This is a genomic window from Butyrivibrio hungatei, from assembly GCF_900101605.1.
Lineage (GTDB): Bacteria > Bacillota > Clostridia > Lachnospirales > Lachnospiraceae > Butyrivibrio > Butyrivibrio hungatei_B.
Map to the genome: position 1 here is coordinate 23,581 of NZ_FMUR01000011.1, position 17,802 is coordinate 41,382.

18 protein-coding genes and 1 other annotated feature are annotated in these 17,802 nt (G+C 41.3%); of the genes, 1 reads left to right on the plus strand and 17 read right to left on the minus strand.

Annotated elements, in window-relative coordinates:
• Positions 1–29: 29 nt before the first annotated feature.
• From tyrS to BLP87_RS09670, 5 genes are all read right to left on the minus strand, one after another.
• The gene (gene tyrS, locus BLP87_RS09650) at positions 30–1,250 is read right to left on the minus strand and encodes a tyrosine--tRNA ligase (protein ID WP_026666730.1); all 1,221 of its coding nucleotides are present in this window, start codon (positions 1,248–1,250) and stop codon (positions 30–32) included.
• Between the two features lie 72 nt (positions 1,251–1,322).
• Positions 1,323–1,575, minus strand: a binding site (T-box leader).
• 65 nt (positions 1,576–1,640) lie between these two features.
• Positions 1,641–2,663 carry an NAD(P)H-dependent glycerol-3-phosphate dehydrogenase gene (locus BLP87_RS09655; protein WP_143002126.1) on the minus strand — a complete coding sequence of 341 codons (1,023 nt, stop codon included), beginning with the start codon at positions 2,661–2,663 and terminating at the stop codon, positions 1,641–1,643.
• A gap of 17 nt (positions 2,664–2,680) precedes the next feature.
• On the minus strand, positions 2,681–3,334 hold the full coding sequence (plsY, locus tag BLP87_RS09660) for a glycerol-3-phosphate 1-O-acyltransferase PlsY (RefSeq protein ID WP_026512893.1): 654 nt from the start codon (positions 3,332–3,334) through the stop codon (positions 2,681–2,683).
• A gap of 1 nt (position 3,335) precedes the next feature.
• Positions 3,336–4,664: a ribosome biogenesis GTPase Der gene (gene der / locus BLP87_RS09665; protein ID WP_074462524.1), complete on the minus strand. Its 1,329-nt coding sequence runs from the start codon at positions 4,662–4,664 to the stop codon at positions 3,336–3,338.
• 12 nt (positions 4,665–4,676) lie between these two features.
• Positions 4,677–6,035 carry a DUF512 domain-containing protein gene (locus tag BLP87_RS09670; protein ID WP_074462525.1) on the minus strand — a complete coding sequence of 453 codons (1,359 nt, stop codon included), beginning with the start codon at positions 6,033–6,035 and terminating at the stop codon, positions 4,677–4,679.
• A 190-nt stretch (positions 6,036–6,225) separates the two neighbouring features.
• On the opposite strand from BLP87_RS09670, the gene BLP87_RS09675 reads away from it, so the two are divergent.
• Positions 6,226–7,425, plus strand: coding sequence for a ribose-phosphate pyrophosphokinase (locus BLP87_RS09675; RefSeq protein ID WP_074462526.1), 1,200 nt, complete (start codon positions 6,226–6,228; stop codon positions 7,423–7,425).
• Between the two features lie 75 nt (positions 7,426–7,500).
• Here the strand turns inward: BLP87_RS09675 and BLP87_RS09680 are convergent, their stop codons facing one another.
• The 12 genes from BLP87_RS09680 to cdd form a co-directional block, all read right to left on the minus strand.
• Entirely contained in the window at positions 7,501–9,975 is a 2,475-nt protein-coding gene (locus tag BLP87_RS09680; protein ID WP_074462527.1) for a sensor histidine kinase, read from the minus strand.
• Positions 9,972–10,667 carry a response regulator transcription factor gene (locus BLP87_RS09685; protein WP_083334555.1) on the minus strand — a complete coding sequence of 232 codons (696 nt, stop codon included), beginning with the start codon at positions 10,665–10,667 and terminating at the stop codon, positions 9,972–9,974. The genes BLP87_RS09680 and BLP87_RS09685 overlap by 4 nt, the downstream gene beginning before the upstream one ends.
• 17 nt (positions 10,668–10,684) lie before the next feature.
• Complete coding sequence (gene pgeF / locus BLP87_RS09690; protein WP_074462529.1) at positions 10,685–11,566, minus strand: peptidoglycan editing factor PgeF; 882 nt, start codon at positions 11,564–11,566, stop codon at positions 10,685–10,687.
• Positions 11,567–11,586: 20 nt separating this feature from the next.
• Positions 11,587–11,958 (minus strand): YraN family protein, encoded by a 372-nt coding sequence (locus tag BLP87_RS09695; protein WP_083334556.1) that lies wholly within the window; start codon positions 11,956–11,958, stop codon positions 11,587–11,589.
• A 9-nt stretch (positions 11,959–11,967) separates the two neighbouring features.
• Positions 11,968–12,267, minus strand: coding sequence for an EscU/YscU/HrcU family type III secretion system export apparatus switch protein (locus BLP87_RS09700; protein ID WP_074462530.1), 300 nt, complete (start codon positions 12,265–12,267; stop codon positions 11,968–11,970).
• A 2-nt stretch (positions 12,268–12,269) separates the two neighbouring features.
• On the minus strand, positions 12,270–14,006 hold the full coding sequence (locus BLP87_RS09705) for a flagellar hook-length control protein FliK (protein WP_074462531.1): 1,737 nt from the start codon (positions 14,004–14,006) through the stop codon (positions 12,270–12,272).
• The gene (locus BLP87_RS09710; RefSeq protein ID WP_074462532.1) at positions 14,003–14,764 is read right to left on the minus strand and encodes a ribonuclease HII; all 762 of its coding nucleotides are present in this window, start codon (positions 14,762–14,764) and stop codon (positions 14,003–14,005) included. Before BLP87_RS09710 ends, BLP87_RS09705 begins: the two co-directional genes overlap by 4 nt.
• Positions 14,764–15,303, minus strand: coding sequence for a signal peptidase I (gene lepB, locus BLP87_RS09715; protein ID WP_074462533.1), 540 nt, complete (start codon positions 15,301–15,303; stop codon positions 14,764–14,766). The genes BLP87_RS09710 and lepB (BLP87_RS09715) overlap by 1 nt, the downstream gene beginning before the upstream one ends.
• A gap of 29 nt (positions 15,304–15,332) precedes the next feature.
• A complete protein-coding gene (gene ylqF, locus BLP87_RS09720; RefSeq protein WP_074462534.1) occupies positions 15,333–16,208 on the minus strand; it encodes a ribosome biogenesis GTPase YlqF in 876 nt (291 codons plus the stop codon).
• Between the two features lie 29 nt (positions 16,209–16,237).
• Positions 16,238–16,825 (minus strand): signal peptidase I, encoded by a 588-nt coding sequence (lepB, locus tag BLP87_RS09725; RefSeq protein WP_074462535.1) that lies wholly within the window; start codon positions 16,823–16,825, stop codon positions 16,238–16,240.
• An 86-nt stretch (positions 16,826–16,911) separates the two neighbouring features.
• Positions 16,912–17,262, minus strand: a complete 351-nt coding sequence (rplS, locus tag BLP87_RS09730) for a 50S ribosomal protein L19 (RefSeq protein WP_074462536.1) — start codon at positions 17,260–17,262, stop codon at positions 16,912–16,914.
• Positions 17,263–17,369: 107 nt separating this feature from the next.
• Positions 17,370–17,792 carry a cytidine deaminase gene (gene cdd, locus BLP87_RS09735; protein ID WP_074462537.1) on the minus strand — a complete coding sequence of 141 codons (423 nt, stop codon included), beginning with the start codon at positions 17,790–17,792 and terminating at the stop codon, positions 17,370–17,372.
• Between the last annotated feature and the right edge of the window lie 10 nt (positions 17,793–17,802).

Consider the following 17,802-nt stretch of genomic DNA (forward strand, 5'->3'; position numbering starts at 1 on the left):
TCCTTTTTTTCACAAGCTCTTCAATTATATTATGCAGTAACTTTCTTAAATGACTTCTTGCCTTTCTTTACCATCACTCCGTCGGCAAAGAAATCTTTATTGTAAGTAGTCTTTACATCTGTAACCTTTGCATCTGCTACAGTTACACCGCCCTGCTCAACTGCTCGTCTTGCTTCGCTTCTTGTATTGCAAAGGCCTGCAGATACAAGAACCTGAAGGATATCAACAACACCGTCTCTGAAGTCCTCTTCTTTAAGTGCAACAGCCGGAACATTATCCATATTTCCGCCGCCTGCAAAGAGTGCCCTTGCAGCATCCTGAGCTTTCTGAGCTTCTTCCTTGCCATGTACAAGAGATGTAAGCTCAAATGCAAGAATTTCCTTCTTCTCATTGACTCTTGAAGGATCCCATTTTTCCATCTCAAGGATTTCTTCAATAGGAATAAATGTAAGCATCTTTATGCACTTATCTACATCAGCATCAGCTACATTTCTCCAATACTGGTAGAAATCGTAAGGAGATGTCTTCTTGGGATCGAGCCATACGGCATTTCCTGCTGTCTTACCCATCTTCTTACCCTGAGAGTCTGTAAGAAGAGTAATTGTCATAGCATGCGCATCTTCACCGAGCTTTCTTCTGATAAGCTCTGTTCCGCCAAGCATGTTACTCCACTGATCGTCTCCGCCAAACTCGAGATTACAGTTGTACTTCTGGAACATGTAGTAGAAATCGTATGACTGCATGATCATGTAGTTAAACTCAAGGAATGAAAGTCCCTTTTCCATACGCTGCTTGTAGCACTCGGCTCTGAGCATGTTGTTTACAGAAAAGCATGCACCAACCTCACGAAGAAGTTCAACATAGTTAAGGTTAAGAAGCCAATCGGCGTTATTTACCATCATTGCCTTACCTTCACCAAACTCAATGAATTTCTCCATCTGTTTCTTGAAGCAGGCTGCATTGTGATCGATATCTTCTCTTGTAAGCATCTTACGCATATCGGTTCTTCCCGAAGGATCGCCGATCATTGTTGTACCGCCGCCGATAAGGGCAATAGGCTTGTTTCCTGCCATCTGAAGCCTCTTCATAAGTGTAAGCGCCATGAAGTGACCTGCTGTAAGTGAATCAGCCGTACAGTCAAAGCCGATGTAAAAAGTTGCCTTTCCTTCGTTTACAAGATCTCTGATTTTCTCTTCGTCAGTAGTCTGAGCAATGAGGCCTCTGGCCTGCAATTCTTCATAAATCTTCATTTTTCCCTCCTGTATTTTCCGATTGCGAAGTATCTCAAAAGAAAAACGCCCTTCACAATCACATCTCTGATTGCGAAGGACGAAATAATCGTGTTACCACCTTCATTCGCATGCAGCTCACACTACATACCTCAGCAAGTACGGTCTCACATAAAGCGAAACGATACTCTTCCGATATAACGGTCAGTCCCGTCGAAGCCTACTATAATTTCCGCCTCGCAGCTCACGGAGGTATTCACGATCACTCTTAACATACGCCTCTCACCAACCGGCTATTCTCTGTTGTCAGCCTGTAATCACTACTTATTCCGATCATTGCCTTTTTTGTATAATATGAAATTTTAGTAGCATAATGATATTATGTCAAATACTTTTTAAACAAAAAGCCATTCACCATTCCAGCATATTGTTTTCTGTCTTCTTATCTCTCATCATAAGGTCTTTTACAGCCTCCTGAAGAGATTTTCCGTCAAATAATATCTCATTAACCGCCGTGATTATAGGCATCTCAACTTCATACTTTTCAGCAAGCTTAAGTGCTGCTCTGGCGCTGTAAACGCCTTCAACAACCATGTTTACTTCATCCATGGCTTCTTTATATGTTTTTCCCTGACCGATAAGAATACCGGCGCGTCTGTTACGTGAATGCATCGATGCACAGGTTACGATAAGATCGCCGATTCCGGAAAGACCTGCAAAAGTCTCGAATTTACCGCCCATTGCCATTCCAAGTCTGGAGATTTCGGCAATTCCTCTTGTGATAAGCGCAGCCTTCGCATTGTCACCACAGCCATAGCCGTCAGCAATTCCCGCAGCAAGCGCAACGACATTTTTAAGTGCCGCACCGATCTCGATTCCAAGCATATCGGGACTGATATATACTCTGAGAAAAGAATTCATGAATATATTCTGTATATATTTCGCAATCTCTTTTTCAAAAGCACCGACTACAAGTGTAGTAGGCATACCTTTTCCAACTTCTTCAGCATGGGAAGGGCCGGAAAGAACACATACATTGCATCCGGGAATTTCATCAAGAATAACATCAGACATAACCATGAGTGAATCTTCTTCGATTCCCTTACTGCAATTAACAATGATCTGTCTGTGCTCCTCAGTCTCGTTAATGAAAGGCTTCATAAGCCTTATTGTTTCACGCATATGAGCCGAAGGGACAACAACAACGATAATATCTTTATCCTTTACGGCTTCTTCAATATTTGATGTGTATTTAACCGATTCCGGAAGCTTTACGCCGGGAAGTTTCTCCTCGTTTCCGTGATATTCCCTAAGCTTCGCCACTGACGAATCGCTTCTGGACCAGACGGTAACATCGTGTCCGTTACCTGCCAATACATAAGAAAGCGCGATACCCCAGCTTCCTGCACCAATTACACCAACTTGTATACCCAAAAAATTTATCCTCCTGATCAGTCGACTTTATTCTTCTTTGAAATATAAGTCTTTCTCTCTGTACCTGAAATAAGCTTCTTGATATTGCCTCTGTGCTGATAAAAAGCAAGCGCGGTAAGAAGCGCAACTATAACATACATTTCATTGAGCTCGCTCTGCGGAAGGTTGCCCAAAAATCCAAGCTGTCCAAAGATCACATACTGGATCAAAAAGCATGTATAAAGGCAAAGACTGCTGAGTGATACAAAATGTGTGACATTGAAAGGACCAAAAAAAGCTATCAATCCTACAAGAACGAACTTCCATCCCATGGAAATGATATATCCGGCTGTGCAGGCGATTCCCTTTCCGCCCTTGAATTTAAGGAAGAACGGGAAATCGTGACCAAGTACGGCACCTGCAGCTGTATAGATCATATAAAAATATCTGCGATCCGGATTGCTTCTGCCAAAAAGGAAATAAGTAAGGATTATGGCAAAGATACATTTGAACATATCTCCGAGCAAAACTACAAGTCCTGCCTTAGCTCCCATAACTCTGAGTGTGTTTGTTGTTCCGGCGTTTTTACTTCCGACATTTCTGATGTCAACCCCCTTCATTTTCCCGTATAAAACTGCTGTCTGAAACAGGCCGAATACATATCCCACAATCAAACAAACTACTCTTTCCATGTTACTTATCCTCTTTTCTCTCTCTTATAATAAATCTAAGGGGCGTACCCTTAAATCCGAATGCTTCTCTGATCTGATTCTCTATATATCTCGTATAACTAAAATGCATAAGCTTCTTGTCATTTACGAAGATAACGAAAGTCGGCGGTTTAACCGAAGCCTGAGTGATGTAGTAAAGCTTTAATATCTTACCTTTGTCACTCGGTGGCTGCTGCATTACAACTGCCTGAGTCATGATCTCGTTGAGAACACCCGTAGAAACTCTTAGAGCGTGATTCTCACTTACAATATCAATCATCTCATAGAGTTTAACAAGTCTCTGGCCTGTTTGCGCAGAAATAAAGATAATCTCCGCATAATTCATAAATGCCAGAGTATTTCTGATATTCTTGGTAAATTCCTTAACCGAATGATTGTCCTTTTCGATAAGATCCCATTTATTTACAGCAATGATAACAGCTTTTCCACTCTCATGAGCTATTCCGGCGATCTTCGCATCCTGTTCGGTAACACCGTCCTCGGCGTTGATAACAAGAATAGCTACATCGGCTCTCTCAACGGCTCCGACTGTTCTGACGATCATGTAATGCTCAAGTTCGTCCTTGACCTTACTCTTTCTGCGAAGTCCGGCCGTATCAATGAATGTGTACTTCTTGCCGTTATATTTCACATCTGTATCTATCGCATCTCTTGTTGTTCCCGCAATATCGGAGACAATAAGTCTGTTCTCGCCGATAAGCTTATTGATAATAGATGACTTACCTACGTTGGGCTTACCGATAATTGCAATCTTCGTTGTATCATCTTCCTCATCATTTGTTGAATCTTTGCTGAAGTGACTTACGACTTCCTCGAGAAGATCGCCTATACCAAGTTTATTGACAGCAGAAATCGGGAAAGGCTCACCTATTCCGAGATTGTAAAACTCGTATACATCAAGTGAATCCCTGCTGTAACTGTCAACCTTATTTACACACAAAACAACAGGCTTTCCCGACCTTCTCAGCATATCAGCCACTTTGGAATCAGAATCGGTAAGTCCCTGCTTTACATCAACCATAAATAAAATAACATCTGCAGTATCTATGGCTATCTGTGCCTGTTCTCTCATCTGTGAGAGAATAATATCCTTTGAATCAGGCTCGATACCACCTGTATCGATAAGAGTAAAGCTATGATTAAGCCACTCTACATCCTGGTAAATTCTGTCTCTTGTAACACCGGGAGTGTCCTGCACTATGGCAATCCTGCTTCCCGCAAGAGCATTAAAGAGTGTTGATTTTCCGACATTTGGTCTTCCGACCACCGCTACTATATTTTTTCTGCTCATGTATTTTCCTTTTTAATATGTATTATCGACCGGAACACCGAATAGTACTGCCGCAAGTTCATGACCGTCGCACTTTGATATTCCAATCTTTATATCAAGCTCTTTTTCTATATCTCCTATCTTAACATCATCAAGGAGATAATCTTCGCCGCTTCTAAGCAGATTCTCGGGAAGGTAAAGCGTTGTTCCAAGTTTCCTGCCTTTAAGCTGCTTTATAATATCCTGTCCGGTAAGAAGTCCCGAAACAGTGATCCTTTCGCCAAAAAACTCATTGACTATCTCATATACGTGAACCTTAAGCCCGGGGCAAACTCCCATCGCTCTTTCAGCAATCTGCTGTATGCATGGATAAACAAGTCTTCCCGTTGCAAGTGAGATTTCTCTTTTTATGGAATTAAGCTCATCTGCATGGCCGGTTGTAAGTGCGTAAAGCGCCTCTCCGTATTCATCCAGAAGAAGTCTCATCATGCCTACGCCGTTCTCATACTGAATATATCCGTCATAGCGCTCGGCCTCGGGAAACTCTCTTCCCGCAAGGAAATACCATTCGTCACTTGCATGGATGAAATGAATGCCGTGCTCATCATACACTTTTTTCTGCCATTTTTCTATCAGATCTATGACAGCACACGCATCCTCGTACTCAAAAGGCTCAAGCGGATACAGCCCGTCCCTGTATTTGGAAAGCCCAACGGGAACAACCGATACGCTCTGCAGATTCGGGATGTACTTGGTAAGATCGGAGATCGATCTCTCAAGTTCGACTCCGTCATTTACTCCCTTGCACAAAACGATCTGGCCGTTAAGCTCAATTCCCGTTCCCGGTGCACATAGTCTGTCCACCTTTTTAAGAGCCTCGCCGGCAAATCTGTTTCCAAGCATTTTGCATCTGAGTTCAGGATTGGTCGTCTGAAATGAAACATTGATAGGTGAAAGATGATACTTCAGGATTCTGTCGATATCCGCATCGGACATATTGGTCAGTGTGACATAATTACCCTGCAAAAAAGAAAGTCTGGAATCATCATCTTTAAAGTACAAAGTATCGCGCATGCCCTTCGGCATCTGGTCTATAAAGCAAAAGATACACTTATTGCTACAAGACCTGTAGTTATCCATGAGTCCGTTGTCAAACTCTATTCCGAGATCCTCATCAAACTCCTTGTCGATGTCAAGAATCCACTCCTCACCATCACTTTTCCTGATAAGAACTTCGAGATGTTCATCCTGCACAAGATACTGATAATCAAATATATCCTGAATATCCTGATCGTTAATCTTAAGCAGTGTGTCGCCCGGCTCAATATTCAGTTCTTCGGCAATACTGCCCTCATCGACTCTGCCGATAAGGTGCCCCTTCTTTGAAACCATCAAAAAATAACCTCATATTCTGCAGGATCGGCGTTACCGCTTACGCCTACACATGTGCGGTAACGAAATCCTCCGATAATGTATTATATATGAAATTCCTTGACTTGTCAGTAATCATAATGATAAAACAATATAGGAAGTTAAATGCTTCATAAAATATAAACTTCATATTCCGAAGAAAGGAACAAATATGCCAGATTTTTCTAAACTGGAAACTTCTATTCCGGTAGCTCCGCTTAATTTAATTGTTATGGACTCGGCAAAAGAGCTGGGTGACAGCGTAGATCGTTATATCTCGGAGTTTCGCCACAATCTTTATAAAATGCCTGAGAACGATCCCGCCTTTCACGGCTACGTTAAGGACAGTTACAAGATTGACTACTGTCTCAACCGTTTCGGAAGCGGCGAAGCGAAGGCTGCCATCAATGAAAGCGTTCGTGGAAACGACGTATATATTCTTACTGATGTATGTAACTACAGCATTACCTATAAAATGTATAACTACATAAACCACAAATCTCCCGACGATCACTATCAGGATCTTAAGAGAGTAATCGGCGCCCTTACAGGTAAGGCAAAGAGAATCAATGTTATCATGCCCTTCTTATATGAAGGAAGACAGCATAAGAGAAACGGCATGGAATCTCTCGATGCGGCTCAGATGTTTAAAGAGCTGTATGATATGGGCATTTCAAACTTTATCACTTTTGATGCTCACGATCCGAGAATCTCAAACTCAAAGCCTCTCGGTGGTTTCGATAACTTCCTTGCTTCATATCAGTTTATGAAAGCACTGCTCTCACACATTGACGATCTTATCGTAGATAAAGACCACCTTACCGTTATCAGCCCTGATGAAGGAGCTCTTGACAGAGCCGTATATTTTGCAAACGTAATCGGCGCAGATACCGGTATGTTCTATAAGAGACGTGACTATGCCCACGTAGTAAACGGAAGCAATCCCATCGTTGCACACGAATTCCTGGGTTCGGATATTTCTGGAAGAGACGTTATCATCATTGATGACATGATCTCATCCGGATCAAGTATGATTGATACAGCAAAGCAGCTTAAGAACATGGGTGCAAAGCGAGTATTTATCTGCACTACCTTCGGGCTTTTCACAAACGGAATGGATAAGTTCGACGAAGGATATGAAAAGAAATACTTCGATGCTGTCATCACAACAAACCTTACCTACATGGATGAAGAAATTACAAAAAGACCGTATATCTTCATTGCAGATATGGGCAAATTCCTTGCAACCATCATTGATTTCTTAAATCACGATGCGACAATGCAAAGCGTAAATATGCCTACAGAAAAAATTCGTGAAATTGTCGGCAAATACAATTCAGGATGCAAAACTCCGGGAGAATTGTTCGACTGATTGAATATCCAAAAGAATAAATCAAAAAACCTCCGATCCTTCAGTTTTACCTGATAAATCGGAGGTTATTTTTTATTACTGTTCCACACAATCAAATAAAATAACTACTTTAAAGAGATCGCCGTCAAGCCTTATGTCGAACTCTCCGCCTTGCGCTATGGTAAGATTTTTTGCAATGGAAAGTCCGAGTCCGCTTCCTTCGGTTGTTCTTGATTCGTCTCCTCTTATAAATCTTTCGGTCAATTCATCGGCACCGATATCAAGCTCCGATTCCGAAATGTTTTTGATCGAGAACTCAACTTTTTTATTCTTGCCGTTCTCCGTGATATAAACCATATCCATATATACTCTTGTTCCGGAAAGAGCGTATTTGCAAACATTGTTAAGAAGGTTCTCAATAACCCTCCAAAGGTGCCTTGCATCCGCATTTATGCACATGCTTTGGTCTTCGTGCTTAAATATCGGCGTAAGAGAACTTGTTTCAAACTTCTCATAAAACTCACCGATAGTCTGGTTTATAAATTCCACGAAATCAATGTTTCCAAGCTGAATACTTATATTTCCCGAACTTATCTTGGATGCTTCAACAAGATCTTCCGTGAGCTGTTTAAGCTTTTGCGACTTGGTCTCAAGCACCTCAACATACTCTTTTACCTTCTTGTTATCTATATTTTCGCGCTTGATAAGGTCGACGTAATTTATGATCGAAGTAAGCGGCGTCTTGATATCATGCGAGACATTTGTAATAAGATCCGCCTTCAGCTTCTCATCCTTCATACTGGTATTTACTGCGATCTTAATTCCTTCTCCTATGGAATTAACGGCTTCCGCAAGATTTACATTGTCGGCATGAAGATCCGTTATGTCTACCTTTGCACTCACATCGCCCTTTTTAATATTCTCGATCACATGTATTATTCCTTGCCTGTCAGCATTTTGCCTGTACAAATAAAGTCCTACGAGAACATCAAAAAATGCTGCTATTACAATGCCCAGAACTCCTATATGAAAAAGAAGGACATTGAGACCTATAAATACAATATAAGGAATCCATGTTCTTATGATCACACTTGCGTTATCTGTGGTATTTAGGATCATATCCCTAAATATTTCGATAACTTTTTTCAAAAAACTGTCTTCCCACAAGATCCTGTCTTTTCCTTTTTGCACAAGGCCGTATACAAGCGCAAGAAGTCCTATGTCGATAACAACGGTTGAAAAGACACCGTAAAGTGGGAATAGCTCATGCCTGAAAATCCTGTCAAAAGTAATATCCCACGCCGACATCACGGAGTAGACTATAATAAACGGAATCGACATCACAAGAGTACCGATCAGTATCAGCATCTCGGTCGGGATCCTCTTTTTGCCCAAGTCAAGCTGCTCTCTTGCAGGAATCTTTACAATATAAACCGTAAAGATGATGAGATACGAAAGAATTGCCAATGCGCATACAACATAGATTTGGCCACGATACGGCATGTACTTGGAAAAGCTTGCCTTTCCTTTGGTAAAATCATCGGATGCCGGATATTCCTTTGTATCTATTCCGATATAAACCTTGATCTGATCGGGATATGCGTATCCGTATGTGTTTATGACAGATCTGACCGTATTTTCATTGATAAGCGTGTTGGTCTCATACAGAAATTCATAAGGACAATAATAAATATATCTTCCGTAATTCTTGAACTTCTCAAGTACATCAACACCCACGGTTTCACTCTTCAGCTCATCAACATTTGTATAAACTTCGGTTTTTCCGTTTATCATTCTGGTGATGTAATATCTAAGATTGGAATTCTGAAAGCTGTAATAATTGATAAGCTTCCCATACTCCGAAAAATTAAGCGCAAGATTATTTGCGGACTCCTCCACATATGAAGCAAGGAGATTGTAATCTTCCCACGTCGAAACAATATTCTCGATATTCTTGCCGTCAATAGTCTTATATCTCTGTGTAAGTATGTTATAAGTTCCGCCCTCAGGCGCAGAATTACCCGAAATCGTAAAAAGGAAACTGTTATCGTCAAGCTGTGAACTAAGGTATGAATTCATACCGCCCGAAACGACATTGTTCTTAAGATGCGTATATGTCGTCGCAGGATTTAAGAATTTGGCGCTGTCCTCATCCGTAAATTTAAGCGGCTTGTATTCAAATCCGCTTTTTCCCCAGTTAAGGAGATCCGCAAGATAATAATTTGCCGTTATATAGTCTCCCGGCAAAACGCTTCCCTTGCTGGCATATGCCGTAACATCAATTACTTTTTTGCCGTTATATTGTCCGTTTGTCTCAAGCTGTGTTCTTTCCGCAACGAGTCTGAACACATTTGACATATTGTTTCCGAGAATATTGTTAAAAAGATATGATTCCTCATAAGTTCTGCTTTTATCGGACTCATAGAGGTTATAAGATACATCTTTTCCCGCACTGTTAATCACAACGCTCGTTCCGACTACGGAATAGATGATGATAAATACGGCAAACGCAGCCATTATATGCTGTATCAGGCGCATGACCGCGCTATGTTTAAAGCTTTTCTTTCTCATACAACGTCATCCTCAACCTTATATCCTACTCCCCATACAACTTTAAGGAACTTGGGATCTTTTGGATTGATCTCAATCTTTTCACGAATATGTCTTATATGAACCGCGATGGTATTATCTACGCGAACCGCGGAATCATGCCATATCTGCTCATAGATCTGGTTGATTGAATATACTTTTCCCTTATTCTTTACAAGAAAAGCAAGGATATTATATTCAATGGGTGTAAGTCTTATGCTCTCGCCGTAAACAAAACACTCCTTGGAATTATCGTCGATAACGAGTCCGCCCGATGAATATACATTTTCTTTTTCCACCATGCGTCCGAGAGATACATATCTTCTAAGATTGGACTTAACTCTCGCAACAAGCTCAAGCGGATTGAAAGGCTTGGATACATAATCATCGGCGCCAATGTTGAGTCCCAGTATCTTATCTGAATCTTCGCTCTTTGCAGAAAGAAAAATAACAGGAACCGTACTGAATTTTCTGAGCTCTTTTACAAAATGTATACCATCCATCCTGGGCATCATAATATCAACAATGGCAAGCTGAATCTCAGCCTTTTTCATCACTTCAACAGCTTCTATTCCGTCATATGCCTTGTAAACCCTAAATCCCTCCTGCTCAAGATAAATCTCAATGGCATCAACTATTTCTTTATCATCATCACAAACTAAAATATTTTCCATGATAACCTCACAATAAATTATTTTACTTCATCCTTCAGTGACAAAAACGCACACAGATTACCTCTGTTGTCTTTATGAACCCTATGCGAGAACAAAAGATCCGGATTACATCTCGTGCATATATCGGTGATAAGAATATTATCAGCTCTTACGCCGCTCTTAATAAGCGTATATTTAATCGCATTCCACAGATAGAGCCTGTACTTCCCGTTTGGATAAGGAACAAGTATCTTCTCTCTTTCAAGCTCTTCCTGCGTATAATTCTCAGAAAATTCTTCGGCAACATCCTCGCCAATCTCATAACATTCGCCGCAAATGGACGGTCCTACGGCGCAAATAAGGTCTTTGGGTTCCGTTCCGTATTCCTTTGTCATAGCTTCAATGGTTCTTGCCGCTATCTCGCCTTTTGTTCCCTTCCATCCGGAATGTGAAAGTCCTATTGCCTTCTTTTTGGTATCGATAAAAAATACCGGCGGGCAATCTGCATGAAAAGTTGAAAGTATAATTCCCGGAATATTTGTTATAAGCCCGTCTATATCCGTATAATCACGAAGTTTGGCAGGCCCCTTTCCCCTGTCTTCTTCCGTAACTTTCATCACGTTCGTTGTATGCGTCTGAAAGGTGCAAACGAAATCGTCAAGTTTTCTCCCGTGTCCGAGGACATCGGATATTCTTCTGTAATTTTCATCAACGGCTTCTTTTTCATCTCCGCGCGTATAACTCAGATTCATTTCCGAAAAACATCCCTTTGAAACTCCTCCGAGTCTTGTACTGAACAGGTGGTCTACGATCCCAAGTTCTTCGATCTTTGGAAAAACAAGATAATGCACACCTTTCTTTTCCCTAAGTTCCATTGTTTTTTCGTTGCCGCATCTCTTTATGTCAATATATCTAATCATCAATTTCCTCATTTCCTATATCATAAAACGTATTCAAAAGCATTTTTAAGCCACTTTACCTTAACCATCCCGTCTTCGCAAGACTGCACCGCAATCACATCATATCTGATCGGTGCATCAAAGTCGTCTCCGTTTACGCGGATATAAACTTCCGAAACTTTACAGATGGTTTTCTGTTTATTATAACCTACAGAATCAAGTGGATTTCCAAAACTTTCTCCGTTTCTGTATTTTACTTCGACAAAGCACAGGTAATCGCCGTCTCTTGCGATAATATCAATCTCGCCCTGCCTTGTTCTGAAATTCCTCTTTATGACTTTCCCGCCGTGGTTATTTATATATCCCGCAGCGATATCTTCATAAAAAGTCCCCAAATTCCTTTTATTCATCATAACCTATTTTTATCTTCGTGACTTGTCTTTTGCTTTAATTTTATCCATGGCATCCACAAAGACAAGAATCTCGGCAACAACTTCATATAGCTCGGGAGGGATCATTTCTCCTATCTCAAGCTTTGAAAGTGTATCCGCAAGCTTGCTGTCCTCATGCACCGGAATCTTGTTTTCCTGCGCCTGTTCAATGATCTTCTCGGCAAGCGCTCCTTTTCCCGAAGCAATAACAACGGGAGCTCCGTCTTCGTTTGGATCGTAGCCGAGCGCAACCGCGGTTTTTACTTTTTTGTTTTCATCTTTATCAGCCATAATTACGCCCTCGCATCAAACGAAGCTGTTGATATCACAGACATTTTATTTACATCAAACATCTCATCCACAGCCATATCGCCCTCGTCTTTGTCATCATGAAGCATCATCTTTACCTGCATCGTATAACCACGCTTTTCGAGTCTCTCATTAAGGATGTGTATATTGTCATTGATAAGATCGAGGACGCTGTCATCCATTACATAGAAGTTTGTCGAAACCTTATTTTCCTTCATCTTGACAAACACATCGACAGGCCCCAGATTGTCCATATCAAGATGAAGGACCGCACTGACCGAACCATCCTCACTGACCTTTCTATTCTTATTCCTGTAGACGTAGAGATCTCCGTGCGCTTCCTGACCGCTCATCTGAAGCGGAAGCTGAACATACTGAAAGATCTGATTAAGCTGATTCATAAAATCGAGATTATTCTGCATATTCGTAACAGTGCTTCCAAGCTTTGATTCGGCGCCGAGCGTGTTAGAGATCGTATCGGACATGCTCTTTAACTGACTTCCGAGCCTTTGATAAAGAGCCGTCACATTGTCCTTCTTCTCAACATCAAACGGCTTAATAAGCCAGTCATCCGATATGGCATTCTTTAATAATTTTCCAAACTCTTTATGTGAAAAAAGATCCTTAAAAAGAACCTTGGTTTCACCGGACATATTCTCCGCATCCGAAAGCATGACTGACAGTTCCTTTAACAACTCTTTACCGTCAAACTTAACATCCGTATTTTCGTTTAAGAGAGATGCCTGATACTTCTCAATGATCTTGGGCGAAATATTTAGTCTGTTAAGTTTTTCTACAAAATCTTCGTTAGAAATGTCCCCAAAAGTCATTTTTTCAGAATTTTTTGTAAACTCGTCAGCCCTTGCCACATCTAAAGAAATGACACTCCTATCATATTTATCAACAAACTTATCTACATTATCCACAGATGAATTAGCGGTAACACTTGTCTGTTCTCCCGACATCTCTTTGCCGGTTTCAATGTTCGGTGTAACATTAACACCACTTTCTTCCCCCTGCAAAGAAGATAAATTTTCCGATGAAGCAAATTCATCTATGATCCCTTTGTAAAGAGAAAGAGCCTGATCGATCTTACCTTCCGATGCAAGCGCGTTAAAAGCCTGTGGAAGCTCATCCGCAAACTCCTGCATCTCGTTTATCACCTGATGCTCATAATTCTTGTAATTTTGGTACTGTGAAATATTATTTTCAGTGATTGGAATATCAAGACTCTTCATCTCAACAAGCGTTGAAATAGAAGCATTCTGAAAAGAAGAAACCACATTGTTCATATCACGGAGCGCATCCTTATTTATCGGAAGCCCCGATTTCATCATGCTTTCAACCATAGCGACGCTGTCACGCGTGATCGCTATGCCCGCAGCATTTAATGCTTTCTCCGTACTTAAAGAAACTGCCGTATTTTCAAAAAGAGGTGTTAAAGAAACTCCGTTTTTAGACAATGCTTTAACGGCAAAGCTTATCGTCTGCCCCTGCCTAAGTCCCATTTCCTCAGAGAGTTTGGCGCGTATTACATTATCGCCCAGACTGATATCGGCATATCTTTCGCCGTTTTCCTCGGCTACGGACACAACCGTTCCCTGAATACTGTCGCCTGCCTTAAGCTCAATAGGTTTGCCTCCGGCAGCCTGTACTTTGGTCTGAACACCCTCAACGGTAATTGTAGTATTTGATTGTGATACATTTAAAATACCGCTCATATAAAATTCCCTATAAAAGACCTGCGATGAATGGGACAAGGGCCGTATTTCTTTATTGCTTCGATATGATCTTTACTTCCGTATCCTTTATTGGAATCAAAACCGTACTCGGGATATTCTTCCGCATACTGTTTCATAACTCTGTCTCTCGTAACCTTGGCAATAATACTTGCCGCCGCGATCGACGCGCTCTTTGCATCTCCCTTTATTATGGAAATCTGCTTGTACGCATCAAGCTGGGGAATATGCACCGCATCGATCAAAAGAGCTCCGGGTTTAACGGAAAGCTCAGAAACCGCCATAGTCATCGCTTCATAAGTCGCCTGCAAAATATTTATCTCATCTATCCTTTTTTCGGATACATGTCCTATACCCACCGCTACAGCTTTTTCCATTATTTCAGAGTATAACTCTTCTCTCTTTTTTTCGGATAATTTCTTGGAATCATTAATATATAAAATATCAACATCCTCCGGAAGGATTACTGCCGCAGCATATACGGGTCCCGCCAAAGGGCCCCTTCCTACTTCGTCAATTCCGCAAAGAAGACCGAACTGCCTGTTCTCGTTTTCAAACTTCCTCATTTCTTTGAGTCTGGCAAGTTCTTTTTCTATAGAATCAATGCGCTTTCCGGCCGTATCTGTGAGTTTACGGACACCGGCTCTCTCATCACTTTCATAAGTCGTGATAAAACTCTTAAGCGCATCGACGGTATGAGATTCACTTAGAATACTTTTAATTTCATTAAGAGACTGCATCACTTTACTCCCCCGAGCTTATTAAAGGGGAATATCCTGAAAACAACTCTTCCAAGGAATTTATCCTTGCTGATATTTCCGACATTTTCAAATCGGCTGTCCATACTTCTGTTTCTGTTATCACCCATAACAAAATATTCATCGTCGCCGAGAACAACGTCATTTATCGCAACTCCGGGATCTTCTATAACCTCATTGCCGTAGTTTTCTTCAAGCTTCTCACCGTTTACGAAAATATTTCCTTCTTCGTCAATCCTTACTGTCTCGCCCGGAAGTCCTATTATTCTCTTTACAAAGAATTCCTTATCCTGATTCCCATGCTCATAAGGAAAAACAATTATATCAAATCTCTTTGGTGCGCTGAATCTGTAAGAAACCTTTTCGATGATAAGACTGTCGGCATCCTGAAGCGTAGGCTCCATTGAATGTCCTACCACGCGCGTTCTCTGCGCAACAAAAGTTATAAATAAAAAAGTCAGCACAAATACAACTGCAAGATACAAAACTGTGCTCAGTATCTCTTTACATACATTTTTCATTTCACCGGTCCCACTCCTTATATTAGTTTTTACTGCGGTCTTTCAAGTGATATTCTGCCAAGCTTGCCGTTTCTGAAATCATCAAGAAGCATTGCCGCCGCTCTTTCGATATCAGGTTCCGCCCCCTGCTTGAAACATTTTCTGTTCTCCGCTATGGCAGACAGTATCGCACTGTAATGAGTAGCATACTGCCTATTCTCAAGTTCTTCGACCTGTTCATCCGTAATGCCGTACTTCTCGGGAATCGCATTCTTGTAATTAACTTCAAGGATCTTTATAAGTTCGCATGCAAGCTCGCACACATCAAGATTCTCATCGTTCATGGATCCGATAAGCGCAAGGTGAAGACCGACGGTCTCATCCTCAAACTTAGGCCACAAAATTCCCGGTGTATCGAGAAGCTGCATATTCTTTCCAAGAGAGATCCACTGCTTTCCCTTTGTAACGCCGGGCTTGTTTCCGGTCTTTGCTGACGCTCTTCCCGCAAGTTTATTGATAAAAGTCGACTTACCAACGTTGGGAATTCCGGCAACCATCGCTCTGATAGGTCTTCCGACTATTCCGCGCTTTTTATCTCTCTCTATCTTCTCGGCACAGGCTTTTTGAACAAGATCCTTGACCTTGGCGGCTTCGTTACCTGTCTTGGAATTCATCTCCATTACCAAAGTCTTACCGTCACTGAAGGCTTCCTGCCACTTCTTTGTAACAGAAGGATCGGCAAGATCTGCTTTATTCAATATAACAAGTCTATACTTGTTTTTTCCAAGTTCATCTATATCGGGGTTTCTTCCTGCTGCAGGTATTCTTGCATCAGTCAGCTCTATGATGATATCGATAAGTTTGATATTTTCCTGCATCATCCTTATCGCCTTTGTCATATGCCCCGGGTACCACTGATAATTCATATATTCACCATTTTCTTATCTGTTTTTGATCAGTTGATAAAACCGCCCGATCTGTTACCGAATCTTAGCTTGTACCACGCTTTACCAACGATCATATTGTCTTTTACAATTCCGATATTCGGACTTCTGGAATCCTCACTGCCGTTTCTGTTATCACCAAGGACGAAATATTCCCCGCTTCCCAGCGTGATCTCATTATTGGCAATGCCTCCATTTTCCATTTTATCATAATTATCTTTCCGAGGTTCGCCATTCACATAAAGTTCTCCGTCAATTATCTGAACTCTGTCTCCGGAAGTAGCCACAACGCGCTTAACATAGTAATGCGAATTTACATTTCCGTTGGGCAAAAAAACTATTACATCATTTTTCTTTGGTCTAAAAACCTTATATGCGGTTCTGTTTACAAGTATTCCCTGTCCGTTTGCAATCGTTTCTTCCATCGAATCACCGACGTTTCCGATTCGTGTACCGTAAAAATAAACGATTATGAATGCAAGTAAGATTGCAACACAGGTTATGATGATCCAGGAAAGAATCTCTTTTAACAGTTTGGGAGTAATAACTCTTTTTTTCTGATAAAAAGAAAGTGTTCGCTTTCTTCGAAACTTAAACATACACGATCCCCTATTATATACACAGGAAAATATTTCCTATGATAGAAAAAAGGCAATTACTAAAAGTAACTGCCTTTTCTAACCAATTATCTGGTAACAAGTTCCTTAACCTTAGCCTTCTTACCTGTAAGACCCTTAAGGTAGTTAAGCTTAGCTCTTCTAACCTTACCTCTTCTAACAACCTCTACCTTCTCAACGATAGGTGAGTGAAGGGGCCATGTCTTCTCGACACCAACACCGTAAGACTCTTTTCTTACTGTAAATGTTGTACGGTTGCTTCCACCCTGGATCTTCTTAACAGTTCCCTCGAAAACCTGAATTCTCTCACGGTTTCCTTCCTTGATCTTAGCGTGTACTCTTACAGTATCACCTGTGTTGAACTGAGGCGCATTGGCGTTCAGCTGCTCTTTCTCGAGCTCTTCGATAATTGTACTCATATCTTTTCTCCTATCAAATGGACGTTCTTAATACTTATTACTTCAGTAACAGAGGACCGTCTGATTTTCATAACGCGTAATATAATAACACGAAACCGTCTGAAAAGTCAACCCAAAATGTCCTTTGGGCCGAATCTTTCGGGCAAAATCTGAGGTAAAGTATAAACTTTATACTCATCCGGCGACTTCGCGATTATTACCTTGAAATCATCGTCGCAAAACTCGCTCATAACCTGCCTGCAAACTCCGCACGGAAAGCAATATTCAAGTTCATCCGAGTCTGCTGCTCCGCCAATGATCGCAATAGCCTCAAACTCTTTGACGCCTTCGCTTACAGCCTTGAAGAAAGCCGTTCTCTCCGCACAGACTGTCGGCGTGTACGAAGCATTTTCTATATTGCAGCCCGTATATATGCTTCCGTTCTTTGCAAGAAGCGCCGCTCCCACGTTAAATCCCGAATAAGGCGTATAAGAGATTTTCCTCATCGAGGCCGCAGTAGTTATAAGCTCTTTTATAATACTTTCATCCATAAGCAGCCAC